Consider the following 18326-nt stretch of genomic DNA (forward strand, 5'->3'; position numbering starts at 1 on the left):
CCGGCACTAAAGTAATTCGGCGGAGCGCTTATCGGGGCTCGCGCACGAGGCCGCACAGGAACTCGGCGGATGCGAAGATCTGGGGCGTCAGGCGTACGCCTGTGATGCGCTCGGCGAGGGCGAAGGGAGCCTCGAACCGGGTTTCGGAGCCCCAGTCGTCGTCGGTCAGGTCGAATCCGCATTCCTGCATCTCGGTCAGCAGGTCGTCAGGGTTACTGCCCTCACGATGGGAAGCCGCGTCAGGCTCGAAGGTGAGGCGTGCGTCGCCATTCTCGTACCAGCAGAAGCGGTTTACGCCGTTGACGTTATAGAAGTGCGAAACCACGGTGCGTCCGGATGAGATGGGGAGCATGGCTTGGCCCGTGATGCCCAGGTAGCCGTTGTACTCGACCATCAGGGACCACTCGCCGAGAGGGGCGACCCCCACGAACATCTTGTGATCGTCCGGGACGTCGAACGACGGCTCACAGAGCCCGGCCACCCCGGCGATACGCACGCGCGTTTCCGCGCCGAGCGATTCGAGGAGTTCCTCAGGAGTGATTCTGTTGACGAGCGTGACGCAGTATGCGTCCATCAGGTCTTCGTACTGGTCGCTCAACCAGGCGTAGTCGTCCGCCGTAGATATGTCAGCCATGGCCAGAGTATCGCAGGCGCCACTGTCACTACCCAACTCTCCTTCTGCACACGGAAATCGCGCGGCGCACTCACCTCAGGAGTGGAAGTCACCCGCTCTGCCGATACCGCGGGCCGCTCACTCGCGAGGCCCGATCTCCTTCCCCTCGGCGTCCCGGACGGTGATCGCCAGCATCGGGCAGATGTCGGACGCCTCCAGGGCGCGCTCGTCGTCGGGGATGTCAGCGCGTACCGGGTGCGCGTGATCGGTGTCCAGGGCGAACAGGTCCGGTGCCGCTCCGGCGCACATGCCGGAGCCGATGCAGCGGTCGGAGGCCACGTCGAGGTGCCAGGTCATGGGCGGGCTCACCATCCCACCGGCATGACGCGAGGACCGCGTACCAGCATCTCGGTCTTCCAGGTGATGTCTCCCGCGAGCCTGAGGCGCGGGAAGCGGGCCACCAACGCCCCGATCGCCTCCTGGAGTTCGAGCCGGGCCAGGGGCGCCCCGAGGCAATGGTGCACACCGTGGCCGAAGCCCAGGTGGGCGTTGCCGCTCCGGGAGATGTCGAGAGTACCCGCGTCGGTGAAGCGCAGCGCGTCCCGGTTGGCCGCGCCGATGGCGACGAGCACCGGCTCCCCGGCACGCACCAGGGTGCCGCCCACCTCGATGTCCTCCTTGGCGTAGCGTGGTTGACCGGCCCCGCTGCCCAGTGGCACGAAACGCAGGAGTTCCTCGACCGCGCCGTTGATCAGCTCGGGCTCGGCATGCAGCCGGCCGAACGCCTCCGGATGGTCGAGCAGCGTGAGCACGAAGTTGGGGATCTGGGTCGCCGTGGTCTCGTGACCGGCCACGAGAACGGCGACGCACAGGTCGATCAGCTCCAGCTCCGACAGCCGGTCCCCGTGGTCGCGCGCCTCGATCAGCGCCGTCATGAGGTCGTCGTGCGGCTCGTCGCGGTGCAGCGCGATCAGCTGGGACATGTACGCCCGCAGTTCTTCGCGGTTGCGGTCGAACTCCTCGGCGGTCAGCGAGCTGGTGGACAGCGCCGCGTCGCTCCACACCCGGAACCGCGGACGGTCCTCCTCCGGCACCCCGAGGAGCCGGCAGATCACCGCGACCGGGATGGGCAGGGCGTAGCGGTCGACCAGGTCGACGGGCGGCCCCGCCGTCTCCATCTCGTCCAGCAGCGCCGACGTCAGCGCGCGGACCTGCGGGCGCAGTCTCTCCACCTGGCGCACGGTGAACGCCTTGGCGACCAGGGAGCGCAGCCGGGTGTGGTCCGGCGGGTCCATGCTGAGGATTCCGCTGTCGCGCCGGGCCTCGGAGGCCCGCGGCTCATCGCTCTCAAGCCCCAGCGCGCGGCTGAAACGCTGGTCGCCGAGGACCAGCCGGGCGTCCGCGTACCGGGTGGCGAGCCAGGCCGGCTCGCCGTACGGCAGCTGGACGCGTACCAGCCCCGGAGTGTCACGGGCTCGCTCGTACGCCGCGGACAGACGCAGGTCCTGGCCGGAGTTGAAGGGGTAGTCGAGGGGGTGGTGATCCGTTGCCGTCACTACAGCCTCCCTTGTGTAAGCACACGCTTACAACGCTAGGAGCTGGTGGGCGGGCGGTCAACGACGCTAATCAGCCGTTACTCTTGCGGGTCCTCGGCAGGCGCGGCCGGGCTCAGGGCGGCAGAAGGAGCACAAGGGTGGACGAGCAGACGCGGGACCGGGACCGGCTCACCGACGGCCTCGGGGACGGAGCGGCCCGACACCGTCCGCGCGACGCCCGGGAGACCCGCGCCCGAATCCTGCGCGCGGCCGGCGCGGTCTTCGCCGAGCGAGGGTTCGAGGCGGCCACCGTCCGGGACATCGCGGCTCGCGCAGGCGTCAACCAGGCGCTCATATTCCGCTACTTCGGCTCGAAGAAGGCCCTGCTCACCGAGGTGATGACCGAGGGGGGCAGGGAGCAGGTGAGCAACACTCCCCCGGACCGGCTCTTCGAGGCAGCGCTGCGCGGCGTCCTGGCGGAGGGCGGCGACGCCGACACCGACCGGCTGCTGGCCGTGTATCTGCGCTCCATCGGGAGCGCCGACGCGGCCCCGGAGACCGTCCGTGAGCTGGGAGAGGAGTACGCGGCCGCGCTCGCCGCCCTCTCGTCGGCCGACGACGGCGAACTGCGCGCCCAGCTGGCCATGGCCTGGCTGCTCGGCATCGGCCTGATGCGGGTTGTGGTCGGCCAGGAACCGCTGGCGAGCGCGGCACCCGACGACGTCGTCGGCCATGTGCTCGACGCTCTCGAAAGGCTGCTGCCGGCCCGCGATGTCAGCTCAGGCAAGATGAAGCCCATTGACGCCGGTCCCCGTTGACGCCGCGCACAGCACCGAGGAATCGGCCCCCGCTCCGCTGACACCAGTCCTGGTGGCCCGTCAGCTCGCACACCCTGTGGTCGCGGATCCGGCCCTGGGCTGCTTCACCGCGGCACGCACCCCGCGTGCCTCCCTGGTCCTCGGCGCCCCGCGTCGACCACAGGCGTCGCCGCGGGTGAGGCCGGCACGACCTGCGAACTCATGAACAGCTCGCGCCGGCTCGGCGGCTCCCTCGGGCCGGCCGCCCCGGCCGCCCTCGTCGTGCTCGGCGCCGTCGTGGCGATCGGCGCGCCGCCGCGCCGGCGGACCGCAACCATCGTTCCCGGGACTACCGCCCCCCGCGGAACACCGACCGGAAGGAACGCCCTCTCGCGGCGCCGCCGCTCGCGCCTCCGGACCCGAAGTGGTCACGTTAGCCTTGCGGCATGACTGACGCGCTCGACGACGGCCCGTTCTTCCACGGCACGGCGGCCCTCCTGCACCCCGGTGACCTGCTCATCGCTGGATTTCCGTCGAACTATCGGCCGGAGGTCGTCATGAACCACGTCTACTTCACGGCGCTACGGGACGGTGCCGGACTGGCTGCTGAGCTGGCGGTCGAGTTGCTCGGCAACACCGGGGTGCCCCGCGTGTACGAGGTCGAGCCGATGGGTGCGTTCGAGGACGACCCGAACGTGACCGACAGGAAGTTCCCCGGCAATCCGACGCGGTCCTTCCGGAGCACGGAGCCGCTCCGTGTCGTGCGCGAAGTCACCGACTGGACCAGGCTCACACCGGAGGCGCTGCAGGCGTGGCGCGACCGGCTGATCTCGAAGGCGCCGGACGAGCGGGGCGAGATCCTCAACTAGGCGGTTCGGCGCCTTCGAACATCGCGAGATTCGCGTCCGCGCTAGGCGAGAGTGCAGTTCAAGCCAGCGATATCAACTGCCCTTGACAGTCGCTTGACCTTCTCTTTACTTTTGGGTTCGGCGGAGCGATCCGCCGTTCTGTTGAGAAGTGCTCTCTTCGTCCTACGGAGGTCACGACATGGAACAGCTCATCAAGCGGATGACCGAGGAGTCCGTCTGGCGGAAGTGGGTCGCCGCCAACTCGGCGCGGGCCAAGGACGGTACGGGTGCGAAGGACGGCTGTATCAGCGCGACCGGAAAGTCCGGCTGCATCAGCTGACCCGTTGCCCCTGCGGCGGCTTCGCGGCCGTCGCAGGGGCCCGACCGGATCCGGCGTCCCCGCCGAACCGTTCGAGCCCCGCGACCGTGCGCCGCGCCTCCCCGTCGCCCTTCCCCGGAGGTCCCGTGAACCACTTGCCGAGCCCCGACGTCCTCGACCTCGTCCGGAACATCCCCCTCTACCGCGACTCCGTCGCGCGCGGCGACTTCCCCGTCCTGGAGAAGCCGGAGATCGCCCAGGGCTTTCCGGAGAACTGGATGACGCCCGGACTGGCCAGGGCACTGGAGGCGGGAGAAGCCGAGTTCGTTCTGTCCACCGGCACCAACCACGCCCGGATGCAGCTGATCCGGCCCCCGCTGTTCCTGCTGCGCTCCTACTACCGCCTGTGGAGCGAACACCCCGACCTAGGCCCGCTGTGGCACACGGGAGCCCGCCGCGCCTCGCTGACCACGGTGCTCGCCACCGAGCACGTCGCCCGGGTGAACGCCGCCCGGCCCGGCACGACCCCTGGTGAACGCTGGCTCGACGACCGCACCCTCTATCTCAACCGCCGCCTGGAGCCGGCCGACTGGGACCCTTCGGACGTCGAGGCCATGCTCACGGACCTCCAGGAGGCCGCCTCCGCCCACCCGGACGGCGCCTACCTCCTGGACTGCTCCGGCTACCACCTCGCCCATCTGGTCCGGAAGGTCCTCGCCTGGGGCATGGAGGACGCCTTCCCGCACCCCGCCGGCATCGTCCACGCCTACGAGTACACCCCGGCGAACGTCCGGGCCTACCTGCGGCGCCACTTCGGCTGCCCGGTGATCGACCTCTTCGGCAGCACCGAACTCGGCTACCTCTTCTACAGCGACGCCGCCGGCCGCTACCACCCGTACCTGCACGGCATGAGCGTCGAGCTGATCCCCGTCGCGCCGGGCAGCGGCATCCACAGTCTCATCGTCACGAGCATCCGCAACCCGTACATGCCGCTGGTGCGGTACCGCTCCGGCGACTGCGTCCGCACCCTCGACGGCAGCGCCGACCCCACCCGCATCGCTTCCTTCTGCGGCCGGGAGAAGGAACTGCTGCCCACTCCCGAAGGACCCGTCTCACAGGCCGACCTGGACGCCCGTATCGCGGAGGTGTCCGCGCGCGTCTTCCTGCACCAGTTCACGCCGGACCAGCCGGACGGCGCGAGCGGCCGGGACGTGGGGACGGCCACGGGCACACTGCGGTACGACACCTTCGAGGGCACCCCGCTCAGCGCCGACGAGGAGGCACACCTCGCCTCGTCGGTCGGCGAGTTGACCGGCATGCGGTGCCGGGTCGCCCACACCACCCGCATCCCGGTCGGCCGCTCCGGCAAGTACGCCTGGCTGGGCCGGCCGGTCCAGGCCGCCTGACCGTACGGCGCTCCGGCGGCCCACGGTGGCGCCACGCCCCGGCCCCGCCCGTCCCACGGGGTCCACCTCCCGCCGACCGAACCCACTCCGCCCTCAGGACAGGACTGCCATGCCCGCATCCCCGGCCCGCACCGCTCCCGACACCGCCGCCGCCGCGCCTCCGGCAGCCACAGCCAGGGACCTGCTCGGCCCCGGACTGCACGACGAGGTCGTCAGTCACTTCGCCGGCAAGCCCGACGCACCGCCACAAGCCGTCGTCACCCACCAGGTCCGCGAATGCGCCCGCTACCTGTACCTCGTCTCCCGCCACCCGGACCGTCTCGCCGGCCTCTTCCTCCCCGTCGAGCAGGACATCGACGAGATCTGGCACTACCTCATCCTCCAGACCCGCGAGTACCGCGCGCTGTGCGAAGAGCGGCTGCCCGGCGGCCACTTCATCCACCACCGCAGCATCGCGTACGGGGACTACCACGAGGAGCCGGGCCGGGAGACGGCGGCCGAGGAGGCCCTGCGCTGGGTGCCGCTGTACGTCGAGACATTCGGCCCGTTCGACGAGGACGCGCTGCCGCATTGGACCGTCGTGCGCTTCCTGCACGAGCAACTCGGCCTCTCCCTGGCGGACATCGCCGCCCTCAGCGGCGCGACGGCTCCGTGACCGCGACGGCCCGACCGTCCGGGGAGACGTACGGTCCCGCCGCTCCGGCGCCCGGGACGCCGCGGCGTCTGCTGGCCGTCCTGGTCCTGTCCCAGACGCTCGGCGGCGCCGGCATGGCCGCTGGGATCACGGTGGGCGCCCTGCTGGCCGAGGACGTGCTCGGATCGACCGGCCTGGCGGGGCTGCCGGCCGCGCTGTACACCGGCGGCGCCGCCGTCGGGGCCGCCGCGATCGGGCGGATCTCCCAGCGCCGGGGGCGCCGCCCGGGCCTCGCGCTCGGCCATGGCGCCGCGGCGCTGGGCAGCGCCGGAGTCGTCGCCGGGGCGGCCGCCGGATGGGCGGCACTGCTGCTGGGCGCGCTGTTCGTCTACGGGGCGGGCTCGGTGACGGCACTCCTGGCCCGGTACGCCGGGGCCGACCTGGCCCCGCCGGACCGGCGCGGCCGAGCGGCCGGTACGGTGCTGCTCGCGACCACGCTGGGTGCGGTCGCCGGGCCCAGCCTGGTCGGTCCCACCGGGGAGTTCGCGGACGCGTGCGGCCTGCCGCGGCTGACCGGCCCCTTCCTCCTCGCCGGCGTCGCCTTCACGGCCGCCTGCCTCGTCCTCCTGCTGTGGCTGCGCCCGGATCCGACGACGGTGGCCCGCGCCACCGCGGGCGAACGCGGGAGCGGACAGGGCGACAGCCCGCGGACGGCCACGGCGGCGACCGCCGGCGACGGGGCAGCCGATCCGGAGCGGGCTCGGAAGCCGGATGGGACGGAGCTGCCGGTGAGGACGACACCTCTGGCACAGCCCCCGGCCTCCGAGCGGTGGGGGCGGTGGCCGGCCGGTGTCGTCACGGGCGCCACCGTGATGATCACCGCCCAGCTCGTCATGGTCGCCGTGATGACGATGACGCCGGTACACATGACCGGGCACGGCCACAGCACCCAGTCCGCCGGGTTCGTGATCGCTCTGCACGTGGGAGCGATGTTCCTGCCCTCTGTGCTGAGCGGGACGCTGACCGACCGGGTAGGACGGCCGCCTGTCGCTCTGGCATCCGGCGCCGTCCTCCTGGGAGCGGGACTCCTCGCGGGACTGGCCCCGCCGCACGGCATCGCCCCGTTGGCCATCGCACTGGTGCTCCTCGGCCTCGGCTGGAACCTCGCCCTCGTCAGCGGCACCGCCATGATCACGGACGCCGCGCCACCCGCCACGGCGGCCACGCTCCAGGGCCACGTCGACACCGGTATGTCCCTCGCGGGCGCCACCGGTGGCATCGTCTCCGGCCTCGCGGTCGCAGGCGCGGGCTACCCTCTCCTCGCCATCGCCAGTGGCGTACTGGCCCTCGCCGTCATCCCGTTGGCCGCTCTCCGGGGCTCCGGCGGGCGCTGAGACCGGCGCGTACGGTGAGTGGGGGGCGAGTTGAGCGTGCGCCCCTCCCGGGGTGGTCGCCTCGTCCTCGGCGAACGGGTGCGGGTGGTGCTCGCGTCGGCCGCCGGCGTTCCGACGGTGCGGGAGTCGCTGGTGGCGCTCATCTCGCACGGCACGGCAGCGGATGTCAGGGCCGAGGGGCCGTTGCCGGTGAGGGTGTCGATCACCGTCGCCGTGTCGGTACAAGAGCGTGCCGTCCGGCGAAAGCGCCGCCCCGTGCGGGGCGACGCCGGCGGGAACGGTCGAGGTGACCGCGCCACGCCGGCGTCGATCACGCGAGCGAGCCTCCGTTGACGAGGGCGGCGTAGGCCTGGGTACCGGCCCCGGAGTCGGATCAGCGCAGGCCGGCGAAGAGGTCGTTCTCGGGGAGGGGCGCTCCGGTGGCGTCCTGGACGCGTACGAAGGTCTCCATGCCCATCAGCTCGCCGAACCGCTCCTGGCCCATTTTGAGGAAGAAGATGTTCTCGCCCTGACTGGCGTGCGCGGCCAGCGCGTCGTACTTCTGACCGCTGAACGCCGTGGTGTCCACCCACGTGGTGATCTCGTCGTCCGGAAGGCCGATCTCGGCCATCGCGGCGGCCTCGGCAGGATCCGGCTCCGGCATGTCCCCCTGGAACTCGCGCATGATCTCACCGAACCGCCGCATGCCCGAACGGGGCACCGTCGTCCAGTACACCTTCGGAGTCAACGTGGTCAACTTCAGTGCCGCCATCGTGATGCGGTGGGCCTGGATGTGGTCGGGGTGGCCGTAGAAGCCGTTCTCGTCGTAGGTGACGACCACATCGGGCCGGTAGTGCCGCATGAGTTCCGCGAGTCGGGCGGCGCCTTCTTCCACGGGGGTCTGCCAGAAGGAATTGGGGGCGTCATTGCTCGGCCAGCCCATCATCCCGGAGTCGGCATAGTCCAACATCTCCAGATCGCTGACCTGGAGGACCTCGCAGCTCGATTCGAGTTCTTCGCGACGCATCCGGGCGACAGCCGCCGGATCGTGCCCGGGATCGCCCGGCTTGACACCGCCCGGCCCGTCACCGCACGCGCCGTCGGTACAGGTCACGAGAACCGTGCGGATGCCTTCCGCCGCGTACCGCGCGAGGACTCCTCCTGTTCCGGTGGCCTCGTCGTCGGGGTGGGCGTGCACTGCCATGAGCGTCAAGCGCCGGTCGGTCATGAAAAGGTCCTCCGCCAGAAATACGTCTCGGTCCGAGTGCGCGGCGGGCCTGCCGCGATCCATGCAACAGCGCCGGCCGGACCGAATGTTCCCGGCGCGCGCAAGCCGGACGTGGCGGCGCACCGGGACCGGAGCACTGGTTCGGGCCTCGTCAGCACTGAGGAGGCGCCGGCAGCCGCCCCAGTGCCTCGAAGCGAGGCATCCACGGGTGCAGCCGGCCACGAGGATCTCTCCTCCACCGGACGCTCGCACAGAGCCGCCCGGAACCGTCCCGGCATCACCGTCGACGCGCCCGGGTGGCCGGTGCGGCTGCGGAGCATGCGGGCCGCGTGCGCGGGTCAGGTGGTGGTGAGGTGTCGGCGCAGGTGCTTTTTGTCGGGCTTGCCCGCGTCCGTCAGCGGGATGGTGGGGACGAGCTGGACGCGGTGGGGGCGGTACATGGTGCCCAGGCGTTCTTCGACCCAGTCGCCGAGCCCCGCCACGTCGAGGTCGGCGCCGTCGGCGGGGACGATCACCGCGCAGACCTGTTCGACGTTGTCGGCGTCGCGGACACCGAGGACCGCGCAGGCGCGGACGTCGGGGTGGGTGTTGAGGACGTCTTCGAGGTCGCCGGTGTAGACGTGGCCGCCGACCACCACGATCATGTCCTTGATCCGGTCGACGATCGTCAGGTATCCGTGCTCGTCGAGGAAGCCGAGGTCGCCGGTGTGCAGCCAGCCGTCCCGCAGGACTTCGGCGGTCAGTTCGGGCTGCTTCCAGTAGCCCTGCATCATCGTCGGGGTGCGCACGCAGATCTCGCCGTGTTCGCCGTACGGCAGTTCGCGGCCGTCCTCGGCGCGCACCGTCACTTCCACGCCGGGCAGTGGGCGGCCGGCGGTGCGCATGCGCTGCGGGTGGGCCGGGTCGTGTTCGTCGGCGGGCAGGACGCTGATGCCACCGACTTCGTTCTGTCCGTAGAACTGGGTCAGGACCGGGCCGAGGACTTCCACCGCGCGTGCCATGCGTGCCGGTGAGGAGGAGCAGCCGCCGTAGAGGAGGGAGCGCAGGCTTGAGGTGTCGCGGGGGCGGGCTGCGGCCTCCTCGGTGAGTTCGTAGACGAGGGGCGGCATCAGGAAGAGGTGGGTGATGCGTTCGTCCTCGATGGTGTCGAGGGCCTGGGCCGCCTGGAAGTGCGGGAGGAGGACGACGGTTCCGCGGGTGCGCAGGGCGATGTCGGCGAGGACACCGCCGAGGTGGGCGAGGGGGGTGCTCACGAGCAGTCGGGGTGCGTCGTCCAGGAAGGTGGCGCGTTCCGGGGCTGCGGGGTGATCGTGGGTGGTGCTTTCGTGCTGTTCGTCGGTGGGGTGGCCGGGGGCGAGTCCGCGCATGTGTGCCTGGGTGAAGCAGATGCCCTTCGGGTGGCCGGTGGTTCCGCCGGTGTGGCGGATCATGCAGATGTCGTCCGGTTCGGCCTGGCCGGTGACCGGTTCATCGGATTCCCGGGCGGCCAGGTCGAGCAGGTCGGTGATGGTCTCGGTCTCGCCCAGGGAGAGGAGGGTCTCGACCGGGGTCTGCTTCGTGATCTCGGCGGCGCGTTGCTGGTGTTCGGGGTCGGTGACGAGGATGCGGGTGTCCACGTCGCTCACGATGGCGGCTTGTACGTCGGCGGAGATCCGGCTGTAGAGGTGGGTGACCCGGCAGCCCAGCAGGTGGGCGGCGTACCGGACAGCCAGCGTCTCGGGCAGGTTGCCGGCCAGCAGGGCCACCGTGGTGCCCCGTTGTGCGCCGTGTGCCGCGAGGGCCCGGGCGAGCCGGTGCACCAGGGCGCGGAACTCTCCGGCGCTGACTCGCCGCCCCTGGTGTACCAGGGTCTCCCGGTTCGGGTCGGCGGCCAGTGCGTCGAGGGTCTCCTCGACGTACGTGCGGAACGGTGCGTGAGCCATGGGTACGGCAGGCCTTTCTTCCCGGCGGTGAGGCGGCGGGTGCGGTCCGGTCCCGGGCCTCCTATTTCGGTTGCTGAAGGCAACGAAAGGGAGGCTAGGACTCGTTGATCACCGGGATCAACTCGGGCGGGACCCCGGCATGCAGAACCGGCCACGGAGTGAGCGGGGGTCCGGGCCGGGCTGTCCGGCGGGCCCGGGCGCTCCCGCGAACGAGGGCGCCGTCAGGTGAGGAGGCCGAGCCGGGGGCCGCCGTGGTCGTGCAGGCGCCGGAAGAAGGCGAGTACGCCGGCGGACCCGCCGGCCCAGGTGGCGCTCGGGCGGGCCAGACCGGCGTCCGGGAAAATGGGCCGGGAACAGGTGCCGCCTGAGCGGCTCAGGATGATCAGGGCGACGGTCTCGGCGGCCCGACGGAACTCCTCGGACCCGGACGCCTGCGCGACGTCCACCATCAGCTCGCCCACCCCGGCCAGTCCGCAGCACTGCGTGACCAGCGGCATCCGCGGGGCCAGGGTGGCGCAGGCGCGCGCGGCCCGCTGGGCGAGTGCCAGGTGGGCGGGTTCGTCCAGGAGCCCGGCGGCGCGGACGAGTACGGCCCCGATGCCGGCCAGGCCGCGGCACCACGAGCCGTAGCGGCGGGTCGCCCCCGGCCCGGCCGCTGCCGCGAGGATGTCCGGGGTGCGGGCGGCCAGGCGTGCGGCGGCCTCTTGGGAGCGGCTGATCGCGGCGGGGTCCCCGGTCGCGGCGGCGTACTCCAGCAAGAAGTGGACGATGCCCGCCTCTCCGTGTGCGAGGCCCTCACGGAGCGCGGCGCTGCCGGGCGTGCCGGAGCCGGCCGGTGTCAGCTGAGCGGCGCCGGAGGCCAGCATCCGGTCGCAGTCGGCGGCGCTGGCCAGGTGCCGGTCGGCGGTGTGGCGGTCGCCGCGCTCGTGGGCGCGCCGGGCGAGCAGCAGCTGGCCGAGGCCGATGCCGGCGGCGCCCGCGATCAGGTCGGCCTCCGGCGGGCCGCCGTCCGGCGCGCGGCCGGGCAGTGCGGATTGACCGAAGGTCAGCTCCGTCCCCGCCTCCGTGAGGAAGAGTTCGACGCCGGTGCGCCCCGAGTAGAGGCCCGGTGGCAGGCTCCTGAACCGCTGTGCCGCCGTCCACTGCGCCAGCGCGGCGACGGCCGGGCGTACGCCGGGGCGGTGGGAGTGGCGCAGGAGTTCCAGGCCGAGTCCCGCGCTGCCGCCGTAGACGTCGACCGGTGTGGGGATGTCCAGGTGTGCGGCCCGTACCGGGTCCGCGATCGCGAGCGCTTCGGTGACGCAGAACTCGGCCGTGTGCTCGATGATCTCTTCGAGGAGATCGTTGTCGAGCCGGGGCTCCGGGGGCCGGCGGGAGACGCCGACCGCGCCGGTACGAAGCCTGTCGGCCGCGGCGGTCCGTACAGCGGCATCGAAGCTCAGGAGACCTGTGATCGCCGAGCGGATCCGCTGGTGGGCGGGGCCGGGCAGGGCCCAGGCCAGGCAGTCAAGGGTCCGGTCCCTGTTGACCGTCCGGTCGGGGTCGACGATCACGGGGTCCAGGCCGGTGGCGGCGAAGAACAGGGTCGCGCCGAGGGCGTAGTAGTCGTCGGCGGGCACGGCCGGTCCGGTCGTGCGGGCGACCGGGGCGCTGTAGCCGGGGGTCGATCCGGCCGGGCCAATGCCGTCCAGCTCGCTGATGCCGAAGTCGACGACGTGGCAGTGGTCGGGGCCGTCGAGGACGATGTTGTCGGGTTTGAGGTCACGGATGACCACGTTCCGGGCGTGGACGGCGTCCAGGATGCGCAGGAGGCGGGAGGCAAGGGTGGTGAGGGCGTGGGGGGCGCGGTGAACGCCGGCGGCCCCTGCGGCGGCGCCGTCCGGGCGGGGGCCGTCGTCCCGGTAGGGGTCGTCTTCCGGGCTAGGGCCGTCGTCGCGGCCGATGTCGGGGTTGTCGTCCCGGTAGGGGCCGTTGTCCAGGACCTCGCGCCGCAGGTCACGGTCGCCGCAGTCGCTGGTCACCAGGTACTCGTCCGCGTGGTGACGGAAGTAGTCCCGTGCGCGGGGCACTCCCGCGACGCCGTCGAGCGCGGTGAGGACCCTGTGTTCGTTGCGCAGCCGGTCCCGGGTGTCCGCGCCGGTCTCGTCCTCACCCACGAAGGCCCTGGCCTGCTTGACCACCACCGGCTGCCCGAGCGCCCGGTCGACCGCGCGGTAGACGTTGCCCTGGGGTTTGCGTGCGATACCGGCGGTGACCGTGTAACGGCCGCCACCGAAGCGTCCGGCGCCGGGGCCGGGCGGGGGCAGTCCCTCGTCCCGCGCGGGTCCGGTCGTGAAGGGGTCCTCCGCCCAGGGCGGGCAGCGGTAGCGGCCCACTGCCAGGCCGTCGAAGATCCGGCCGTCCGGTCCGGTCATGACGGATTCGACTCGTCCGCTGCGGCCGGTCCGGTAGTCGCCCGTGAAAGGGCCGTAACGGTAGTAGACGGGGGCCCGGGGGTCGACCCGCCGGTCGCTGACGACTCGCGGGCCCTCCCGGCCTCGCAGCACGGCCGCGAGTTCCCGGGCGATCTCGACCACCGCGCCGGCCGGAGGGTAGACCGTGATCGCTTTGCCCACGCAACCGCCGCTCACCGAACCGGAGTTGATGCGGAGCAGCGTCTCGGGATCGCGTGCGAACTTCGCGTGGCAGACGTGTCGCGCCAGCACTCGCAGGACGAGCCCGGTCACGGCGTCGAGGTCGCCGGGGCGCGTCGAGACGTGCAGCTTCCACCCGTGCTCCATCGCCGGCATCCGCGGATCGTTGAGGTACGACCAGGTGCTGTCGGACCATTCGGCGCGGCCGGCGATGGACACGGTCGCCGCTACGAGTTGAAGTCGCAGGCGAAACGGGTGGTGGCGGTCACCCAGGGGTCGGCCAGACACGCCGTGTGCTCGCGGTCGCCGCGGTCGTCGTCCTCGAACACGATCAGTTCGTCGTCGAGCTCCAGCGGGCCGGCGTCGCGGACATCGCGGGCTCTGGGAAGATCCTGCACGGGTGAGGGCATGTGACGCCTCCATGTCTGGTGTGCACCGGGGTGTGGCTGTGAGCGCTGCGGGACCGGCGGACTGGCCGAAGCCACGAGCGTGAGGCACAAAAGTAGGGAGCGCCGACCCGGCTGACAAGGGGGCGTGCACCGGGTTGTCGCGTGTCCCCGCCCCTGATGTGCGCAGAGCCGGTCGGCACACCGTGCGGCCGCGGACGCCGAGTCGGCCGTCCGCAGCCGCGTTCCGGCTCAGCGAACGTGCACCGTCACCACGTCAGAGGTGTGCAGACGTGCGGGATTACGGTCGTGCGCGCTGGTCAGGCCGTACAGCACCGCACGGAACTCCAGGTTGCCGCGGCGAGCGGACGTGCCCTGTGCGGTGACCTTGGCGTTGCCCTTGCGTACGGCACTGCAGTTCTCCTGGTGCCAGCCTTCGCCGAACCCGTTCTCCTCGATGCACAGTTGGTGCAGGTAGCCGGCGCTGTCGTCGCCACCGTGCGCCTGGACGGTGATGGTCTTGCCGACATGTGCCATGTGCGGTGCCGTGATGTCCACAGCGCCCTTGGCGAACGCCGGTGCGACGGCCAGGGTGACCGCGGCCAGGCCCAGCGCGCCGATCACCGCCACACGGCCGCCCCGTGTCGTTGCTCCGGTCTTCTTCGTCCTGGTCATGGACTACTTCCCTCCCATGGATCCCCCGGCTTGTGAGATCCATGCGTTTCGCGAAGACGCCCGGTGCGTCTCGCTGACTGACCAGATGGGCCGGCCGGCTCGCGCGTTTCCTTTCGCCCGGCACCGTTACGCGTTCACTACACAGCCGCCAAGTCTCGAACGCCCCTGGGCGACCTTCCGTCAGCCGGTCGTCGAGGCGGGTTCCGTGCCGGTGCCCAGCAGGTCGGTGACGAGTCGGCGGGCGTAGGAGGTGTCGAGGCCGGCGGGGCGGAAGAGGATGCGGTACATCAGGGGGGCGACGACGCGGTCCATGACCGTCTCGGTGCCGGGTACGGCGTCCTGGAGGCCGGCCGCACGGGCGAGGATGGCGTCGATCTGGTCGGCGGCGTAGGCCGAGCACTGCCCGGCGTTGCCGCCGTCCGGGTCTCCGAGCAGAGCGTCGCGGACGTAGTCGCGGCCGGCGGGCGAGGCCATCTCGTCGAGGAACTGTTCGGCCCAGGCTGTCAGGTCGGTGCGCAGATCGCCGAGGTCCGGCGGTGCGGTCTCGGGGCGCAGCCGCTCCACGGCGACGTCCGACAGCAGTTCCCGCAGGTCGCCCCAGCGGCGGTAGATCGTGGAAGGGGTGACTCCCGCGCGCTGGGCGACGAGCGGCACCGTCAGTGCGGCGCGGTCCGTCTCCGAGAGGAGTTCGCGCACCGCGCTGTGCACCGACGTCTGGACCCGGGCGCTGCGCCCGCCGGGGCGCACCATCGGCTTGCGGCTCATGCATCCACCTTAAAGCACAGTCCTTGCGTTTAGCCGTGCCATGTTCCTCCCGCCGGGGCAAGCACCCGGAGGGGCTGTGTCCGCTCGTAGGTGTGCCCGACCCGCAGCAGAGTTCGTTCCTGAGCGGGGCCGCGAGCAGTTGCATGCCGATCGTCGGCTTCCAGGAGCAGGATCGCGCCGGCCGCCGACAGGCGCTGGGGCCACCGTGCTGTCGGCAGCGGCAAGGTGACCGGTGCGCACACGGGAGCTGGCCGTGGTGGCTGTTCCGGCCACGTCGATCAGGTCCTTCAGCCCCACGGGAAGGCTTCTTTTTGCCGCTGCGGTGAGTTGGTGAGTGTGGCAGGACCCCCGTCACACCAAAAGCTAATGCTTTGCTTTAAGGGCCCGTAGGGGCTACGGTGACCTTAAAGCAAGCCGATTGCTTTAAGCGGTGGCGTTCAGGAGGCCGCCGCGCCGAACGGCGCAGGTACGAAAGAACGGTGGACCATGCAGACTCCCGGCGCACCCCTTCCCCGCTGGACCGTGGGCGACGTGACCGTTCACCGCGTCGACGAGGTGCCGCTGCCGCCGCCCACCGGCGCGTGGCTGCTGCCCGGCGCCACCCCCGACGTGGTGACCGGTGAAGACTGGCTGCACCCGCACTTCGCCGACCACGAGGGCATCCTGCATCTCCACAGCCACAGTTTCGCCTTCGACGTCGACGGACTGCGTGTGCTCGTCGACACCGGGATCGGCAACGGCAAGCAGCGGGCCAATCCGGCCTGGCACAACCTGAACACGGACTTCCTGGACCGCCTCGCAGCGGGAGGCTTCCCCCCGGACTCCGTCGACCTGGTGATCCTCACCCACCTGCACGCCGACCACGTCGGGTGGAACACCCGGGCGGTGAACGGCGCATGGGTCCCCACCTTCCGCAACGCCCGCTACCTCACCAGTCGCGCCGAACGGGAGTTCTGGGCCTCGTACGACATGGACGCCGCGCGCGAGCAGATGTTCGGCGACTCGGTGATCCCGGTCGAACGCGCGGGTCTGCTGGACCTGGCCGACGTACCGGCGGACGGCATGGAGATCGCCCCCGGGCTGCGTCTGACACCCACGCCCGGGCACACCCCCGGGCACGTCGCCGTGGAGCTGACCAGCCGGGGCGAGAGGGCCCTGATCACCGGCGACTGCATCCACCACCCGGTCCAGTTCGCCCACCCTGCCATCGGCGCCTGCGTCGACATCGACCCGGAGCAGTCGGAAGCCTCCCGCCGCAGGCTGCTCGGCTCCCTCGCGGGTACGGACACGCTGCTGCTCGGCACCCACTTCGCGGCGCCGACCGCCGGCCGCGTGATCACCGCGGGCGACGCGTTCCGGCTCCAACCCGTCGCCGCGGTCTGACGGGCACCCTGTCCGACCGCCGAGTCCGGTGACCCGCGGAGGCGGGCGGTGCCGCCACTCGAACACCTGTCGGCAACGGGGCGTACATCGAGCCGCCGCCCCTTCCGCAAGCCTTGTCGGCGTTGCCCTATGAGGCCGACCGACCGGACCGGGCCAGCCGGTCACCCTCGGTCCCGGCCGGCGTCGGGCGTCGGACCAGTCGGCGTGCCACGGGCGGGAGCGCGAGCGTGAAGCCGAGCGCGGCCGCCAGCACGTGACCCACAGTGGTGAAGTCGGGCAGCGGCCCCTCCCATTCCGCCCCGCCGAAGGGCCAGGCGACCACGAAGACCGCCCAGGGCAGCCGGGCCCGTCGCGGCAGCGCGGGTGTGGCGGCGGCCATCATGGTCTGGGCGCCGTAGCTGATGCCGAAGTCGAGCGTGCGGCGGACGTCATCGGCGTACCAGCCCTGTCGTAGCGCCAGGGCGATGACGGCCGCCGTGAGCAGGGTGGTGCCGATGTGGCTCGCGAGGAACACCGCGAACGCCCGGAGCGGGCCCCACCGCCGTTCGGCCCAGGCCAGGCAACAGCAGACTCCGATGCCCAGGGTGATGACGGTGGCCGGGAAGTACAGCGAGGTGACGTCGGTCAGCGTGCCGTCGAAGAACAGCGCGCTGCCGAGCAGCGCGGTCAACGGGTGGTCGGCCAGGTTGTCGAGGTCGGTGCTGATGTAGCGCAGCACGGAGTCGGCTCGGGCCGCCGTCAGACCGTACGTGATCCAGGCGTGAGTGAGCAGCAGGAGGCCGACGTATCCGAGGGTGAGGGGTGAGCGTCTCGGGTAGGTCCGGACGGCTCCGGTCAGACGGGTACCGCTCATCGGCTGCCCAACTGGGCGGTGATCTCTGCGGAGAACGTGCTGACTCGGGTGTAGAGACCGGGGTGGCCGGGCTTGCCGCAGCCGACGCCCCAGGAGGTGATGCCGGCGAGTACCCCGTCGATCACCAGCGGGGTTCCGCTGTCGAAGTCGCAGGTGTCGACGCCGCCGTGCGCGAAGTCGCCCGCGCAGGTGTACTGGCGGGGATCGTACGCGTCGGCGTACGAACCGGCACTCGCGCAGGAGGAGTCGGCTATCACCCGGGTGGTGGCGGTGCGCAGGGTGCCGCCGTCGAGGGCACCGGACGCGGTCGTACCCCAGCCGAGGATCCGCGCGGTGCGGCCGGGCCGGTAGAGGTCCTTCGAGTGCGGGCCCGCGAGGGACAGGACCGGGGCGTTGATCGGGGACTTGAGCGTGAGGACGGCGACGTCGTTGCGATAGCCGGTCTCGCCCTGGGCGGTGAACTTGGCGAAGTGCGGATCGCGCCAGACGCGGGCGACACCCACCCTGGTACCACCCGTGGACCGTATGCGGTCGCGGCCGGCCACCACCTCGACGAGACCCGGGGCCTTGCGGAAGGCGTCCACGCAGTGCCCGGCGGTGAGGACCTTGGTCGGGGCGACCAGAGTGCCGCCGCAGTAGGCGAACGGAAGCAGCGGCGGCTTGATCGCGACGGCCCAGGGGTAGTCCGCCGCCCGGGCCGGTTTGCCGCCCTGCACCGCCACGGCTGGAGTGGAGACGGCGAACACGGCTCCCCACGCGAGGGCAGTGGCGGAGAGAACCGTGCCGGCACGCTTCCCTATGACGGTGGTCCTCACGAGCGTATGTGTCCCTTCCGTTCACTGAGGCTGCCTCAGTTACTGGGCCGCTCCCCACGGAACGGGCTGGCTGTCCCGAAGTCTACGACGCCGTCACCACACCACCGCCGAAGGCACACCGTCCCCCGAACTCGGCCGAAC

General features: G+C 71.5%; 18 protein-coding genes and 1 pseudogene. 7 read left to right on the forward strand and 12 right to left on the reverse strand.

Going from position 1 to position 18326, the window contains the following annotated elements; all coding sequences use genetic code 11:
- Positions 1-28: 28 nt before the first annotated feature.
- The 3 genes from NX794_RS20400 to NX794_RS20410 form a co-directional block, all read right to left on the reverse strand.
- On the reverse strand, positions 29-634 hold the full coding sequence (locus NX794_RS20400; RefSeq protein WP_258780034.1) for a DUF6461 domain-containing protein: 606 nt from the start codon (positions 632-634) through the stop codon (positions 29-31).
- A gap of 117 nt (positions 635-751) precedes the next feature.
- Entirely contained in the window at positions 752-970 is a 219-nt protein-coding gene (locus NX794_RS20405) for a ferredoxin (RefSeq protein ID WP_258780035.1), read from the reverse strand.
- A gap of 8 nt (positions 971-978) precedes the next feature.
- Positions 979-2169 (reverse strand): cytochrome P450, encoded by a 1191-nt coding sequence (locus tag NX794_RS20410; RefSeq protein WP_258780036.1) that lies wholly within the window; start codon positions 2167-2169, stop codon positions 979-981.
- Between the two features lie 137 nt (positions 2170-2306).
- Between NX794_RS20410 and NX794_RS20415 the strand changes: the two genes are divergently transcribed.
- The 6 genes from NX794_RS20415 (at position 2307) to NX794_RS20440 (ending at position 7546) form a co-directional block, all read left to right on the forward strand.
- Positions 2307-2966 (forward strand): TetR/AcrR family transcriptional regulator, encoded by a 660-nt coding sequence (locus tag NX794_RS20415; protein WP_258780037.1) that lies wholly within the window; start codon positions 2307-2309, stop codon positions 2964-2966.
- A 425-nt stretch (positions 2967-3391) separates the two neighbouring features.
- Complete coding sequence (arr, locus tag NX794_RS20420) at positions 3392-3814, forward strand: NAD(+)--rifampin ADP-ribosyltransferase (protein ID WP_258780038.1); 423 nt, start codon at positions 3392-3394, stop codon at positions 3812-3814.
- Between the two features lie 178 nt (positions 3815-3992).
- A complete protein-coding gene (locus NX794_RS20425) occupies positions 3993-4133 on the forward strand; it encodes a hypothetical protein (RefSeq protein ID WP_258780039.1) in 141 nt (46 codons plus the stop codon).
- A gap of 125 nt (positions 4134-4258) precedes the next feature.
- Positions 4259-5518 (forward strand): phenylacetate--CoA ligase family protein, encoded by a 1260-nt coding sequence (locus NX794_RS20430; protein WP_258780040.1) that lies wholly within the window; start codon positions 4259-4261, stop codon positions 5516-5518.
- Positions 5519-5627: 109 nt separating this feature from the next.
- The gene (locus NX794_RS20435; RefSeq protein WP_258780041.1) at positions 5628-6173 is read left to right on the forward strand and encodes a glycine-rich domain-containing protein; all 546 of its coding nucleotides are present in this window, start codon (positions 5628-5630) and stop codon (positions 6171-6173) included.
- Positions 6170-7546, forward strand: a complete 1377-nt coding sequence (locus NX794_RS20440; RefSeq protein WP_258780042.1) for an MFS transporter — start codon at positions 6170-6172, stop codon at positions 7544-7546. Before NX794_RS20435 ends, NX794_RS20440 begins: the two co-directional genes overlap by 4 nt.
- A gap of 373 nt (positions 7547-7919) precedes the next feature.
- Here the strand turns inward: NX794_RS20440 and NX794_RS20445 are convergent, their stop codons facing one another.
- From NX794_RS20445 to NX794_RS20475, 7 genes and pseudogenes are all read right to left on the reverse strand, one after another.
- On the reverse strand, positions 7920-8753 hold the full coding sequence (locus NX794_RS20445; RefSeq protein WP_258780043.1) for a PIG-L family deacetylase: 834 nt from the start codon (positions 8751-8753) through the stop codon (positions 7920-7922).
- 338 nt (positions 8754-9091) lie between these two features.
- Entirely contained in the window at positions 9092-10675 is a 1584-nt protein-coding gene (locus NX794_RS20450; protein ID WP_258780044.1) for an AMP-binding protein, read from the reverse strand.
- A 221-nt stretch (positions 10676-10896) separates the two neighbouring features.
- Positions 10897-13527 carry a class IV lanthionine synthetase LanL gene (lanL, locus tag NX794_RS20455; RefSeq protein WP_258780045.1) on the reverse strand — a complete coding sequence of 877 codons (2631 nt, stop codon included), beginning with the start codon at positions 13525-13527 and terminating at the stop codon, positions 10897-10899.
- 8 nt (positions 13528-13535) lie between these two features.
- Positions 13536-13718, reverse strand: coding sequence for an SflA family class IV lanthipeptide (locus NX794_RS20460; protein ID WP_258780046.1), 183 nt, complete (start codon positions 13716-13718; stop codon positions 13536-13538).
- 228 nt (positions 13719-13946) lie between these two features.
- Positions 13947-14369, reverse strand: coding sequence for a hypothetical protein (locus NX794_RS20465; protein WP_258780047.1), 423 nt, complete (start codon positions 14367-14369; stop codon positions 13947-13949).
- A 180-nt stretch (positions 14370-14549) separates the two neighbouring features.
- Positions 14550-15134, reverse strand: coding sequence for a TetR/AcrR family transcriptional regulator (locus NX794_RS20470; protein WP_258780048.1), 585 nt, complete (start codon positions 15132-15134; stop codon positions 14550-14552).
- A gap of 164 nt (positions 15135-15298) precedes the next feature.
- A pseudogene (locus tag NX794_RS20475) lies at positions 15299-15437 on the reverse strand (amidase family protein); the annotation flags it as partial.
- Positions 15438-15620: 183 nt separating this feature from the next.
- Here NX794_RS20475 and NX794_RS20480 point away from each other — a divergent pair.
- Positions 15621-16517: an MBL fold metallo-hydrolase gene (locus NX794_RS20480; protein WP_258780049.1), complete on the forward strand. Its 897-nt coding sequence runs from the start codon at positions 15621-15623 to the stop codon at positions 16515-16517.
- A 127-nt stretch (positions 16518-16644) separates the two neighbouring features.
- Here the strand turns inward: NX794_RS20480 and NX794_RS20485 are convergent, their stop codons facing one another.
- Both NX794_RS20485 and NX794_RS20490 read right to left on the reverse strand, forming a co-directional pair.
- A complete protein-coding gene (locus NX794_RS20485; protein WP_258780050.1) occupies positions 16645-17370 on the reverse strand; it encodes a rhomboid-like protein in 726 nt (241 codons plus the stop codon).
- Entirely contained in the window at positions 17367-18185 is an 819-nt protein-coding gene (locus tag NX794_RS20490) for a S1 family peptidase (RefSeq protein WP_258780051.1), read from the reverse strand. The genes NX794_RS20485 and NX794_RS20490 overlap by 4 nt, the downstream gene beginning before the upstream one ends.
- Positions 18186-18326 lie beyond the last annotated feature (141 nt).

Source organism: Streptomyces pyxinicus (assembly GCF_024753135.1).
Classification (GTDB): Bacteria; Actinomycetota; Actinomycetes; order Streptomycetales; family Streptomycetaceae; genus Streptomyces; species Streptomyces pyxinicus.